This is a genomic window from Flagellimonas lutaonensis (assembly GCF_000963865.1).
Classification (GTDB): Bacteria; Bacteroidota; Bacteroidia; order Flavobacteriales; family Flavobacteriaceae; genus Flagellimonas_A; species Flagellimonas_A lutaonensis.
Map to the genome: position 1 here is coordinate 1,503,573 of NZ_CP011071.1, position 13,098 is coordinate 1,516,670.

The 13,098-nt window shown below is 44.8% G+C and carries 15 protein-coding genes; 12 read left to right on the top strand and 3 right to left on the bottom strand.

Features of this window, described 5'->3' with window-relative positions:
* Nucleotides 1-87: 87 nt before the first annotated feature.
* The 3 genes from VC82_RS06935 to VC82_RS06945 are packed head-to-tail and all read left to right on the top strand — an operon-like array spanning nucleotide 88 to nucleotide 1,977.
* Nucleotides 88-930: an alpha/beta fold hydrolase gene (locus VC82_RS06935; protein WP_045801732.1), complete on the top strand. Its 843-nt coding sequence runs from the start codon at nucleotides 88-90 to the stop codon at nucleotides 928-930.
* A gap of 2 nt (nucleotides 931-932) precedes the next feature.
* On the top strand, nucleotides 933-1,427 hold the full coding sequence (locus VC82_RS06940) for an RNA polymerase sigma factor (protein ID WP_045801733.1): 495 nt from the start codon (nucleotides 933-935) through the stop codon (nucleotides 1,425-1,427).
* The gene (locus VC82_RS06945) at nucleotides 1,420-1,977 is read left to right on the top strand and encodes a hypothetical protein (protein ID WP_045801734.1); all 558 of its coding nucleotides are present in this window, start codon (nucleotides 1,420-1,422) and stop codon (nucleotides 1,975-1,977) included. The genes VC82_RS06940 and VC82_RS06945 overlap by 8 nt, the downstream gene beginning before the upstream one ends.
* A gap of 12 nt (nucleotides 1,978-1,989) precedes the next feature.
* Here the strand turns inward: VC82_RS06945 and VC82_RS06950 are convergent, their stop codons facing one another.
* Nucleotides 1,990-3,645: a sulfatase family protein gene (locus tag VC82_RS06950; RefSeq protein ID WP_045801735.1), complete on the bottom strand. Its 1,656-nt coding sequence runs from the start codon at nucleotides 3,643-3,645 to the stop codon at nucleotides 1,990-1,992.
* A 121-nt stretch (nucleotides 3,646-3,766) separates the two neighbouring features.
* On the opposite strand from VC82_RS06950, the gene VC82_RS06955 reads away from it, so the two are divergent.
* The 9 genes from VC82_RS06955 (at nucleotide 3,767) to VC82_RS06995 (ending at nucleotide 11,488) form a co-directional block, all read left to right on the top strand.
* Entirely contained in the window at nucleotides 3,767-4,252 is a 486-nt protein-coding gene (locus VC82_RS06955) for a hypothetical protein (RefSeq protein WP_045801736.1), read from the top strand.
* Between the two features lie 104 nt (nucleotides 4,253-4,356).
* Entirely contained in the window at nucleotides 4,357-5,811 is a 1,455-nt protein-coding gene (locus VC82_RS06960; protein WP_045801737.1) for a lipopolysaccharide biosynthesis protein, read from the top strand.
* Nucleotides 5,801-6,235: a dUTP diphosphatase gene (gene dut, locus VC82_RS06965; protein ID WP_045801738.1), complete on the top strand. Its 435-nt coding sequence runs from the start codon at nucleotides 5,801-5,803 to the stop codon at nucleotides 6,233-6,235. The genes VC82_RS06960 and dut overlap by 11 nt, the downstream gene beginning before the upstream one ends.
* A 35-nt stretch (nucleotides 6,236-6,270) precedes the next feature.
* A complete protein-coding gene (locus VC82_RS06970; RefSeq protein WP_262491910.1) occupies nucleotides 6,271-6,585 on the top strand; it encodes a GIY-YIG nuclease family protein in 315 nt (104 codons plus the stop codon).
* A gap of 39 nt (nucleotides 6,586-6,624) precedes the next feature.
* The gene (locus tag VC82_RS06975; protein WP_045801740.1) at nucleotides 6,625-7,641 is read left to right on the top strand and encodes a sugar phosphate nucleotidyltransferase; all 1,017 of its coding nucleotides are present in this window, start codon (nucleotides 6,625-6,627) and stop codon (nucleotides 7,639-7,641) included.
* A gap of 66 nt (nucleotides 7,642-7,707) precedes the next feature.
* Nucleotides 7,708-8,637 carry a tetratricopeptide repeat protein gene (locus VC82_RS06980; RefSeq protein WP_157518011.1) on the top strand — a complete coding sequence of 310 codons (930 nt, stop codon included), beginning with the start codon at nucleotides 7,708-7,710 and terminating at the stop codon, nucleotides 8,635-8,637.
* Entirely contained in the window at nucleotides 8,637-9,425 is a 789-nt protein-coding gene (gene lolB1, locus VC82_RS06985; protein ID WP_245616005.1) for a lipoprotein insertase outer membrane protein LolB1, read from the top strand. The genes VC82_RS06980 and lolB1 overlap by 1 nt, the downstream gene beginning before the upstream one ends.
* Before the next feature lies 1 nt (nucleotide 9,426).
* Nucleotides 9,427-10,647, top strand: coding sequence for a murein hydrolase activator EnvC family protein (locus VC82_RS06990; RefSeq protein WP_045801742.1), 1,221 nt, complete (start codon nucleotides 9,427-9,429; stop codon nucleotides 10,645-10,647).
* Nucleotides 10,648-10,651: 4 nt separating this feature from the next.
* Entirely contained in the window at nucleotides 10,652-11,488 is an 837-nt protein-coding gene (locus VC82_RS06995; RefSeq protein WP_045801743.1) for an aldo/keto reductase, read from the top strand.
* Here the strand turns inward: VC82_RS06995 and VC82_RS07000 are convergent.
* Nucleotides 11,485-12,003, bottom strand: a complete 519-nt coding sequence (locus tag VC82_RS07000; protein WP_045801744.1) for an acyl-CoA thioesterase — start codon at nucleotides 12,001-12,003, stop codon at nucleotides 11,485-11,487. The two genes, VC82_RS06995 and VC82_RS07000, sit on opposite strands and share 4 nt — an antisense overlap.
* A gap of 56 nt (nucleotides 12,004-12,059) precedes the next feature.
* Nucleotides 12,060-13,001: an HU domain-containing protein gene (locus tag VC82_RS07005; RefSeq protein ID WP_045801745.1), complete on the bottom strand. Its 942-nt coding sequence runs from the start codon at nucleotides 12,999-13,001 to the stop codon at nucleotides 12,060-12,062.
* Nucleotides 13,002-13,098: the final 97 nt, after the last annotated feature.

Genomic DNA, 13,098 nt, shown 5'->3' on the forward strand with positions numbered 1-13,098 from the left:
AACTTTTTCTTCCAAAAAATTGCTTCACCGATGTAACATTTTCGATGTCTTGAATCAAAAGGGCAAAATGATTTAAAACGTAAACAAATGAAAAGAGTAAATCACCTTTTGGCATCAACTATTATTTTTCTTTTGACCATGAACGGCAATGCCCAAAACAATGCATTCAGTGTTCGTGTTGTGGGCGAGGGCGAACCATTGTTATTTTTCCCCGGATTCATCTGTAGCGACGAAGTTTGGGAAGAGCAAGTCGCTGAACTTTCCAAAGAATACGAATGTCATTTGTTCACCTTTGCCGGATTTGGAGGAGTGGCCCCCATTGAATTTCCCTGGTATCCCAAAGTTGAAGATGCAGTTTTGGATTATATCAAAGAAAATAACTTGGAGAACGCTACGGCAATCGGCCACAGCCTTGGAGGCACTTTGGCCCTATCATTGGCATCAAGACAGCCTCTCTTTAAAAAATTGGTCATCGTCGATGCCCTAACGGCCACCGGAGCCCTGATGTTTCCCAATTATAACCCTGATAACATGGTCTATGATAGTCCGTACAACAATCAACTCTTGGAGATGGGACAAGATGATTTTTCGAAAATGGCCACCGGAATGGCTTCGGGCATGACCACCAACAAAGAGAAACAAGGCCAAATTATCGAATGGATGGAAAAGGCCGACCGAAAAACGTATGTCTATGGGTATACCGATTATTTGAAGGTGGATTTGAGGGAGCAAGTCGGTAAAATTAAAATACCGGTAATCATTTTAGCGGCAACCCAACCCTTCGGTGAAGCCATGGCAAGACAGACCTATCAAGAACAATACAAAAACCTTTCGAATTATGAGCTTAAGTTTGCTGAAGGAGCTGCCCATTTTATCATGTACGATCGACCCGAATGGTTTTTGAACGAACTTAAATCCAGCCTACAATAACAATGACCGCGTTGGAACGTGACTTTAAGACTATCTATGAGGACAATTATGCCAAGGTAATGCGATTGTGTATGGGATACGCTTCCGGCGACGCCGATATGGCCAACGATCTTGTTCAAGAAGTATTTATAAAGGTTTGGGGCAATTTATCATCCTTCAGAAAGGAGAGCAATATCACCACCTGGATATACAGAATAGCGGTCAATACCTGCTTAATGAACTTAAGAAAGAAGAAAGCCAAATCCCTTTCAGGGTCATTTTCGTCCGAGGAAGTTGTAGGGCAAGATGAAACGACCCAAGTAAAAGAAAGACAGTATCAAGAAATGTACCGATGTATCAACACCCTGAGCGCTACGAACAAAGCCATTATTTTGATGGAACTCGAAGGATTGGCGCAAAAGGAAATTGCTGGGGTCACGGGACTAAAACATGAAGCGGTCCGAACACGGATACATCGAATAAAATTGCAACTATCAAAATGTGTGAATCATGAATGATTTTGAACAACTAAAAAATAATTGGAAGGAACAACCCATCCAAAAACCTTTGGAAGCCAATTTCGACCGGTTAAAAAACGGTATTGTAAAAGTGGCCAAAAAGCAAAGGATGACCAATATAATTTTATTGGGTGCCGTAGCGATTTTACTACTCTTCTTTTTCTATATCGGAGCCATGCAATATAATGATGTTGCTTTGGCTTTGGGCACCATGATAGGTGCTTTGGTAGTGCGGGTGTTGGTGGAGTTTTTCAGCCAGGCCTACCTAAAGAATCTTTCGACAACGGCAAGCATGCAAAATTTTAAAAGGAAGCTCGCAGGCTATTACAAAAACAGAATATGGGTTCATGCGGTTCTTACCCCGATTCTTTTGGCCATTTACAGTTATGCTTTTTGGACGCTGCTACCTGATTTCAAAATGTCTTTATCAAAGGGTTTTTACAATTATATAGTGTGGTCTTCGATAGTGCTGCTGATTTTCTTTTCCTTTTTTATATACTCTCATATCCGTAAAGAGGTGAAGGTGCTAAAGGAATTAAAGGACGAATAGAAAAGACCCCGATCAGGGGCTTTTTTTCTTTAAAGGGGAATCCATATTGTTTTTCAAGTGTATGTCGATATACTTTTGATTGAGTTCGTCAGTATCCCCGTATTGTTCTCTCAGGGCTTCCAGTTTTAATTTCAGTTCGGCCACTATTTCGGCATACGCGGAATCATTATAGACGTTGTTCAATTCTTGCGGATCTTTTTTGCGGTCGTAGAGTTCCCATTCATCTACATCGTAATAAAAATGGGCCAATTTATAATCTTTGGTAACAATGCCATAATGCCGCTTTACCATATGCACTGCGGGGTATTCATAATAATGGTAATACACGGCATCACGGGTCCAATCGCCTTGGTTTGACGTCAAAAGGGGCATCAGGCTTTCACCCTGCATGTCATCGGGAGCATTTATTTGTGCAGCCTCCAACAGGGTTTGGGCAAAATCAAGGTTCTGTACCATTTCTGCATTGGTGATGCCAGGTTTGATAACGTTTGGCCAACGTATCAAAAGAGGGGTTTTGAACGATTCGTCATAAATGAAGCGTTTGTCGAACCAACCGTGTTCCCCCAAATAAAAACCTTGGTCTGAGGTATAGACAACAAGAGTGTTCTCGGTGAGCTGGTTGTCATCCAAATAGTCCAACACACGCCCCACATTATCATCCACAGAAGAAATACAGGCTAGGTAATCTTGCATATAGCGCTGGTATTTCCAACGCATTTTTTGCTCGTTGTCCATTTGGGGCCAATTGGTTTCAAAATCGGCATTGATGATATCCAATATGGAATCGTACTGGGTTTTTTGTACGTCATTTACCCTACCATAGGGGCCGTAAAAACTGTTTTCGTGCTCGGGCACCACTGGTTTTACCGTGCCCATTCTTTGTAGGGTTTCGGGCCTTATTTTACTATCGTGGCTATACATCATGTGGTACAACAAGTTCATTTCTGCGGTCTTGGCGGCCGTACCCCGATTTTTGTAATCATCGAACAGCGTGATCGGCTCTGGAAATGATTTTTTGACAAATTCTTTGAACTTATCGGGCCTGGGCCACCATGGTCGATGGGGCGCCTTGTGTAGGTACATCAACATGAAAGGCTTTGCCGTGTCACGTTTATGCTCCAACCAGTCCAACGTCAAATCAGTAATGACATCGGTCACATAGCCTTCGATTCGTACTGTGTCTCCTGTTTTGTTGATGAAATCAGGATTGATGTAATGTCCCTGCCCAGGCAGGATCATAAACTCGTCAACACCTTTCGGACTATTGCCAAAATGTAGTTTTCCGAACATGGCGGTTTGGTACCCCGCTTTCTGGAACAATTGTGGAAAGGTCACCTGTGTCGTGTCAAAGGGCCGTCTATTGTCCACCTTGCCGTTTATGTGGGTGTGCTTTCCCGTAAGAATGGTGGCCCGAGAGGGCGCGCAGATTGAATTGGTGACACAGGCATTGGTGAAGGTTATGCCCTCTTTGGCGATCCGATCAATATTAGGGGTCTTGATCAAATGATCTTGATACGCACTGATGGCCTGATAGGCATGATCATCAGACATGATAAAGATGATGTTGGGCCTTTCAAGGGTAGTCAGGTCACGGGAATTTTCTTTTTTGCAGGAAACACCAAAAACAACTAAAAACATAAAAAGGGCAAAATGGGCCAGAATTTTCATGGTTTGGGCTCTTTGTTGAATTCAAGATAGGAATAATTGGTGTCGATGTCCATAATAAGAGGTGTTTTTGATTTGGCACTGAATTTGTTTTATATCTTTAGACCCATCAAAACCTACGTCAATGAAACTCATTAGCTATATGATGTTTGCACTGTTATTTTCCCTATCGGGATGTTCTTCCCAGAAAAAATTGGTCAAGAATCCTCCTTTTGAAATGGGCGATGCCACCTGCCAACGATGGGTCGGAGGCCGTGCCGAAAGTGGATCTGGCCTTTTATTGAACATTCCTGTTGACAATGCCGTTGCAACAAACACCCCGTTGCAACAAGCCTTTTTTAGGGGAAGGGTGGCCGATATAAAAGTTGAAGAAAAAGATGGAGAGTGGATGGCAATCGCCAACTTTATCAACCAAAGGGAGGAAAAACCCGACATGGTCATGCATGCCGACCCCAAGAAAGAAGTAGGCAACAGGCCTCCAAAGCTGGAAGAAAAATTTCCCTTTGAATTGGGGCCGGATGAATGTGTTGTTTCTTACATGGAAGATGGAAAGACAAAATATTTCAAAATAACAGGGATCAAAGAGAAAAAGCCACTTACGTACCAATAACCGATGGCTGGGTTTTTGAACAACCGCTGTTATTGGCTACATTTATGGCAACATAATGCCCCGGGGTAGTGCTTCGGGGCTTCCTTTAAAAAGCAACAACCCCTTTGAACCCACTTAAAAAGCTGTTCAAGCAAACCTTTGTATATGGTTTGGCCACCGTCTTGCCGCGGGTGCTGTCCGTTTTGCTTTTGCCGCTATACACCACTGTTTTCGAAAATGCTGCCGGGTACGGTGAGTACATCAATATTTATTCTTGGATTGCCATTTTCAACGTCTTCTTGGCCTATGGGATGGAGACTGCCTTTTTTCGGTTCTACCACAAACATAATCAGAAGAAAGATGTGGTTTCCACTTCACTGATTTCGTTGGCCTGCTCTTCGTTGGCCTTTTTACTGTTGGCGCTACTTTTTCAAACAAGTTTGTCAGAACTCACCAATATCAAGGTTGAATACATTCAGTTTACGGCCTTTATTTTGGTGCTCGACGCACTGGCGATTATTCCATTTGCACTGCTTAGGGCAAATGAAAAGCCCCTGAAATATGCTGTGTTCAAAGTGGTCAACGTTGCAATCAATTTGGGGTTCAATGTGTTTTTCCTTTTGATTCTACCGCGCTTGGCCTTGCAAGAGGGCAGTTTTTGGTCAGGCCTTTATCGCCCAGATTTTGAAATCGCCTATATTTTTATTTCCAATGTCATCGCCAGTGGCAGTACATTGTTGATGTTGGCCCCTACCTATTTCAAGGTGCGGTATCGGTTCGACACCCATTTGTGGCGCGAGATGCTGAAATATGCAGCCCCGGTAATGGTAGCGGGCATTGCCTTCACCATTAATGAAGTGGTCGATAAAATCTTGCTGACCGAAATGGTCTCAGATACGGAAGCCGGCAAATATGGGGCGTGCTATAAACTTGCCTTGTTCATGACGCTGTATGGAACGGCGTTTCGATTGGGGGTGGAGCCTTTTTTCTTTAGCCATGCCAATTCAAACAATCCGCAAAAAACCTATGCCCAGATTACCAACTACTTTGTTATTTTGGGAAGTTTCATCTTACTGGCGGTCATTGTATTTATTGAACCCCTGGGTAAGATATTGATTCGCAATAACACCTATTGGGAAGCCCTTGAGATTGTTCCCATTGTTCTCTTGGCCAGTTTTTGTTTGGGTATTTACCACAATCTGTCGGTCTGGTACAAGGTTACCGACCGCACCAAGTTCGGGGCCTATATTTCATCGATCGGGGCCATTTTAACATTGGTCATCAATATTGGGCTGATTCCTAAAATTGGGTATATGGCCTCGGCCTTGGCCACCTTGGCGGCCTATGGCTCCATGATGTGCCTTTCGTTCTATTTTGGCAGAAAATACTATCCCATCCCCTATAATTTCAGGAAAATACTGTTCTATGGGGGCATTTCTGTTCTTTTTTCGGTATTGTCATTTTATGTTTTTAATCGAAATTTAATAGTAGGTGGCCTATTGCTTTTAGTATTTTTGGGGTTGCTCTTCAAAATGGAGGGCGAAAGGTTAAAAATCATATTGTTCAAGCGTGAAAATTAAGGTCATAAACACTTCTGGTCATCCGCTGCCCCACTATGAAACAGGGGCTTCGGCGGGCATGGACCTCCGTGCCAATATAACGGAGCCCATTACATTGAAACCTTTAGAGCGAACCATTGTTAAAACGGGACTTTACATTGAATTGCCAGTGGGCTACGAGGCGCAGGTACGGCCACGAAGCGGACTGGCGGCAAAAAAGGGCATAACCGTATTGAATGCCCCCGGAACCATAGATGCCGACTATCGCGGCGAGGTCGGGGTCATTCTGGTAAACCTTTCCAACGAGGTATTTACCATTGAAAATGGAGAGCGGGTAGCGCAATTGGTCATTGCCAAGCATGAAAGGGCCGAATGGTTCGAGGTAGAAGAATTGAGCACCACCGAAAGGGGCACTGGGGGTTTTGGCAGTACGGGTACAAAATAGTTCCTGCGCACGCAGGAATCCCTTGGCGGCAAGAAGTGAAAACGGCGTATGTATACATAATGAGCAATAGACCAAATGGAGTTTTGTACATCGGTGTTACCGACAATATAGATGAAAGGGTCAAAGAGCATAAACTAAAGGTCAATCCTAAAGCGTTCACTTCTAGATACAACTGTGATAAACTAGTCTATTTTGAAATTTATGAAAATGGAGCGGAGGCGGCTGTGCGGGAGAAACGTTTGAAGAAATGGAAAAGAGAATGGAAAATTGAGCTGATTGAAGACATGAACCCTAGCTGGTCAGATCTGAGCATGAATTGGAAATTAAATTATAACAGATTACGAAAATAAAGTCGAACCAAAAGATACCTGCTTTCGCAGGCAATTGATATGAAAATAATAGTCCCAATGGCAGGCAGGGGTTCCCGTTTAAGGCCCCATACATTGACTGTTCCGAAACCCTTGATTCCCGTAGCGGGCAAGCCCATAGTGCACCGATTGGTGAGCGATATTGCCAAGGTGCTTGGCGAACCAATTGAAGAAATCGCCTTTATTCTGGGAGACCCCGCCTTTTTTGGCGACGAAGTGGTCGAAAGTTTGCAAGAATTGGCCCAAGACTTGGGAGCAAAGGCATCCATTTATCGGCAAGACGAACCTTTGGGCACCGGCCATGCCATTATGAGCGCCAAGCCTTCATTGGAGGGTCCTGCGGTAATCGCCTATGCCGATACGCTGATTCGTGCCGATTTTGATCTTGACAAAGATGCCGACAGCGTGATTTGGGTAAAACAGGTCGATAGGCCTGAAGCATATGGCGTGGTCCAGCTTAATGAAAAAAAGGAAATCGTAGAACTGGTCGAAAAGCCAAAAAAGTTTGTGTCTGACCTGGCCGTTATCGGTATTTATTATTTCAAGGATGTCAGTGTGCTACGCGATGAGTTGCAGTTTGTACTTGAAAATGATATCATGAATGGGGGCGAATACCAAATAAACGACGGAATCAAGCGCATGATGGACAAGGGCATGAAATTTGTAACTGGTAAGGTAGATGAATGGATGGACTGTGGCAACAAAGAGGTGACGGTCGAGACCAACCAACGTATGCTGGCCTTTTTGGAAAAAGATGGCGAACGCCTTATTTCCGATTCGGCCAAAACTGAAAATGCCAACATCATTGAACCCTGCTTTATAGGGGAAAATGTCGTTTTGAAGAATACAACGGTGGGGCCGTATGTTTCGGTGGGTGCCGACACGGTGATCGAGAACTCAACCGTTAAAAATAGCTTAATCCAAAGCAATAGCATCATCAAAAATGCTAATTTGGATAATGCCATGATCGGCAACCATGTCAGGTACAATGGCAATTTTGAGACCATCAGTATCGGTGATTATTCGGTGCTCGAATAAGAGTTTCCGCTCCTTGCTTGTGCTGAGCGAAGTCGAAGTAGGGAGAGGGCTAGGGTGAGGGAGAAAATGAAAAAAAAAATTCACTTTTTGGGAGTTTTAGCTGCGTTTTTCATAATGCAGGGGGTTATTTATGCCCAAAAAGACGAACAAATCGAGGTAGAACAGAGTGCCGAGGTTTTTTTGGATGAATATACCGATGAGTTTCAAGAGAATTTCTTCGAGGCCCTGAAACAGAAAGGCATTCAAAATTATGACCGGGCCGCCAATCTGCTCCTAAAGTGCAAACAGCTCAAGCCGGGGGATCCGGCCATTGACCACGAATTGGCCAAGGTGTACCTCCTAGACAAAAAATATCCATCTGCCCAACAATATGCCATTGAAGCCCTGCACTCTGGGCCTGAAAATTATTGGTTCTTGAATACCCTGCTCAGTATAATTGACCGGCAGGGCAGTGCCATTGAAACAGTTCAAGATCGGATTCCTTATGGTAATAAAGAACTTAAACAGAACTTGGTGCGTATCTATTTCAAGACTAAAAGGTTTCAACAGGCGTTGAACGTCTTGAATGAAATGGGCACATCAGATTTTAAAGAACGGTATTTACAACGAATCAATGACTCCATCCATAAGCCAAAAACAGCAGGCCCTGCCCCTGTGGTCGAAGAAGAAACGGAAGAGGACGTGCTGTCAAGGCGTAAGAGCACTATTGAGGAAGCCATCGCCAACAATGATTTTAATGCAGTGGAATCGTTGTCCGCCGAAGCTTTGGAAGCCTACCCATTACAACCATATTTCTACTATGCACAGGGTTGGGCACTCAACAAACAGGGGAGGCCAAAAGAGGCCATCAGTATTTTGGAAACGGGTTTGGATTACCTTTTCGATGACCAAACCCTGCTCAAGATGATATACGCTGAACTGGCAGAAGCGCACAAAACGCTGGGCAATGGTTCAAAAGCAAATGAATACCTTAGTAAAATAAAATCAGGGTTATAGTGAAGGCAAGCATATCGGAAAACAGATTTCTTCTTGGGGCCGCCCTATTGGTCTTTGTCATGGCCTTTGTGTCGTGCAAGTCTGCCAAATCTGTGGTTTCGGGCAACGTTGACCCCAACCTATCCACAAAGAAGATCATTGCGAACCACTATAAAAACCAAACTGATTTCAGAACACTGAACGGTCGGGTACGGATCGATTATTCTGACGGTTCATCAGAACAATCGTTCAATGTGGGGTTGCGAATGAAAAAAGACAGTGTCATCTGGATCAGCGCCACCTTGGGCATTGTAAAGGCCTATATTACACCAGAGAAAGTGTCGTTCTACAACAAGCTGGAAGGAGAGTACTTTGAAGGCGACTATGGCTATTTAAGCGATTTGCTGGGTGTAGAGCTCGATTTTGACAAGGTGCAGAACCTTTTGTTGGGTAACGCCATTTACGACCTGAGAAAACAAAAATATGGAGCCACGGTCAACGGCAACCAATACGAACTAAGGCCAAAGAAGGCAGATGAACTGACAAAACTATTACTGTTGTTAGAGCCTAAGAACTTCAAGGCGGCGGCCCAATTTTTGGCACAGCCCCTTGAAGACCGTTCCTTACATGTCAAGTACTCGTATCAAAAGAATGCAGGAAGGGTATTTCCCGAAAATATCCATATCCAGGCACTCAATGGGGGGTCGGCAAACCTGATTTCCCTTGAATTCAAGAACCTGAAGGTAAACGAAAGCCTGAACTTTCCTTATAAAATACCAAAAGGTTTTAAAGAAATAGTATTGAAGTAATATGAAAGGTAAAACGGCACATTATCTTGTATTACAGCTATTTTTTCTTCTCTCCCTCAATGTGGCTTTTTCCCAGACCAGTGAACAAAAGGTATTGGAGGCCAAGCGTGCCAAACTCCAGAATGAAATCAAGGAAATAAACAGGTTGCTTTTTGCCGAAAAGAAACAAAAGGGCAATGTTTTGGAGCATATGGAGGCCCTTGACAAAAAGATAAACGTTCGGCAACAGTTGATCCGTGTGACCAACCAGCAATCCAATCTGCTCAACCGACAGATCAACGTAAATATTAGAAGTATAAGCAAGTTACGGGAAGACCTGAGATTGTTGAAGGAAGAATATGCCCAATTGATCCAAAAATCGTATCAGAACAGAACACAGAACAACCGTTTGATGTTCTTGCTCTCTTCAGAAGATTTCTTTCAGGCCTTCAAAAGGTGGCAATACATGAAGCAGTATGCAGAGCACCGCAAACAACAGGGTGAGAAAATTATGCAGAAGACCGAAGAGCTGGCGGCACTCAATATAGAACTAACTGAACAACGAAAGGCCAAAGAGAAGCTGTTGGCCGAGAATGTGAGGATCAAAAACCAGCTGTACAAAGAAATAAAGACGCAAAAAGAGCTGCTACAGAGCATTCGAAAAAATGAGAGGGCCTATGCGGCGGCCATCGAGCAAAAAAAGAAGGAGGCCAGCCGAATAGACCGTGAAATAGAGCGGTTGATACGTTCAGCCATAGCCAGCTCCAATAAAAAGGCCGGCAAGACCAGTAGTCGTTTTGTGCTGACACCCGAGGCTGAGATGGTGGCAAACAATTTTTCCTCGAACAAGGGCAAGTTGATCTGGCCGGTTGAAAAGGGCATCAAAAGCCAAGGCTTCGGTGTGTATGCCGATAAGGTGTATCCCGGTATAAAGCACCAGAACAATGGCGTCACCATAGCCACTGATAAAGGCGCCAAGGCCCGGGCCATATTCGAGGGAGAGGTCATTACCATTTTTACCAACAAAATGGGCATTAAAGGGGTATACCTAAGGCATGGTAATTATATCAGCATGTACTATAACCTTTCGAAGGTGTATGTGCAAAAAGGCGATAAGGTAGCGGCCAAAGAACCTTTGGGCGAGATATATACCAATCGGTTTGATGGTTCCACGGCCCTGAAGTTTTATCTTTACAGGGATACCGATAGATTGAACCCCGAAGAGTGGATTTACCAACTATAGCAATATGAAAAAGATTACAGACTTACAAGGCACCTTTACCCTGCACAACGGGGTTGAAATGCCCTATTTTGGGCTTGGGGTGTACCTGTCGGAAGATGGCCAAGAGGTCATCAACGCGGTAAAATGGGCGTTAGAGGCGGGTTACCGCCATATTGACACCGCTTCTGTCTACAACAATGAAGAAGGGGTCGGAAAAGGTATCCGAGAAAGCGGGGCTCAACGCAAAGAGGTCTTTCTGGTCAGCAAGGTATGGAATTCAGACCAAGGCTACGATAGTACCTTAAAAGCCTTCGACGACAGCCTTGACCTTCTTCAAGTGGATTATTTGGATCTATACCTCGTACATTGGCCGGTCAACGGAAAGTATAAGGACACCTGGAGGGCCTTCGAAAAACTGTACCGAGACGGCCGGGTAAGGGCTATCGGGGTCAGCAACTTTCTACAGCACCATTTAGAAGATCTGTTGCAGTCGGCAGAAATTGTGCCCATGGTGAACCAAATGGAGTTCCATCCCTATCTGGTGCAACAAGATCTAATCGATTTCTGCAACAAAAATACCATTCAGTATGAAGCTTGGTCGCCACTTATGCAGGGCCATATATTTGAAATGGAGGAGTTTAAGCAACTAGCTGAAAAATATGGGAAGACCATCGCCCAAATAGTACTTCGGTGGGATTTACAGAAAGGGGTGGTAACCATTCCCAAATCGAGCAAGAAAGAACGGATCATTGCCAATGCCGACATTTTTGACTTTGAGCTCAGCGATGAAGACGTAAAACTGCTCGATGGGCTTGACAGGGGCAAGCGATTCGGCCCTGACCCCGACAACTTTGATTTTTAAGGCTCTTTGGTAAACAGGGCCTTTAGTTCGGTAGCATCAGAAGGTTTCATCTTGCCCGCCAATACCAGGCTGAGCTGTTTTCGGCGCAACGCGGCTTCATAGCGTTCTTTTTCCAAGTCGGTTTCGGGCACTATGGGCGGTACTTCGGTAGGCTTGCCCGTTTCATCCACCGCAACAAAGGTGTAGATGGCCTCGTTGGCCTTGGTACGCTCTCCGCTAAACCGGTCCTCGATCCATACATCGATAAAAACCTCCATAGAGGTCTTGAAGGCTCTTGAAATTGCCGCTTCCACCGTCACAACGCTTCCCAGCGGCACCGAATGGTTAAAGGCCACATGGTTAACAGAAGCCGTAACGGTGATCCTACGACTGTGCCTTCGGGCGGCAATGCTTGCGGCCCTGTCCATCCGGGCCAATAATTCCCCTCCAAACAAATTGTTCAACGGATTGGTCTCGCTTGGCAATACCAAATCGGTCATGACCGTACGTGATTCACTGGGCGTTTTGGGCTGCATACCTTTTAAATTTTGCGCAAAGATACACCAGTTGAAAGGGCTACAAAAGAGAAGCGTTATTTTTCAGAGAGCAGCCAAGCATCGGGCGATTCTGTTCTTCTGATTTGCTTGAGGTAGGCCAAGGCCTCTTTGGGATCTTCAAAACTGGCATAGGCCACTTGGTGGAGCCCATATCGGTTCTGGCCCAGATAAAGGGCATTGTGCCCCTTTTCTCGAAGTTGTCGTACCTTTTTGTCGGCATTTTCTTCAAACCTGAAGGCCCCGGCAATGACATGGTGAGACCCTTTTTTGGCTTTTTTGACAGTAATGGTCAGGGGTGGCAGTTCAACGGGGTCGCTATCGAAGAAGGTTGCTTCCTGAATCAGGCGCGACACCTCGCTTTGGGCCTCTTCTTGGGCAATTTGTTGGTCTATGGTCGCTTGGTGGTAGAAACGATATCCTGTAAAGCCTGCCGATACGGCCAATAGAATGACCGCAGCATATTTCAGCCAAGGCGCCACCTTGCGTTCTTCCCGTTTTTCAGGGGTTATCATAAAGGGCACCCGTTCTTCCAGTTTCTCAACTTCTTCTTTCAGTACTTCGCGCTGAACGGGAACGGCAGTGAAGGAAGCCAACCCGAACGAAGCGGTAAGAAAGTTGGTCTTGTTCTCGGGCTGAAATTGGATTCGCCCCTCCTTGGCCCATAATTTTCCAATACCGATCAAATCGAGTTCCTCGCCTTGCTGTAGACGCCCAAGCCACTCTTTTGAGATGGCCTCGACCTCTGTGAGGGCCTCTTCAAAAGGCAAATTTAGGTCTTTGGCTATATGTGACACCAAAAGACCATCGTTTTTGGTAAGCTGCCCATTGAAAGAGATTACCTTGGTCGGTGGTGTGATGGTGTTGGTGGCCGAATGGATTTCGGCGGGCTTGGTATGCGCCAAGAAGGCACCGAAATTGGGCATTACCACACAATGGTATCTATACAGTAGTTCTTCTATATAGTGCTCTGCACGCATGTCGACAAATATTGCAAAAATTACAGGGGCGTAAAATATGATGCATAACTTTTTATTAACATTCTATTTTCGGTATTTTGTGAATAAATACTGTCGA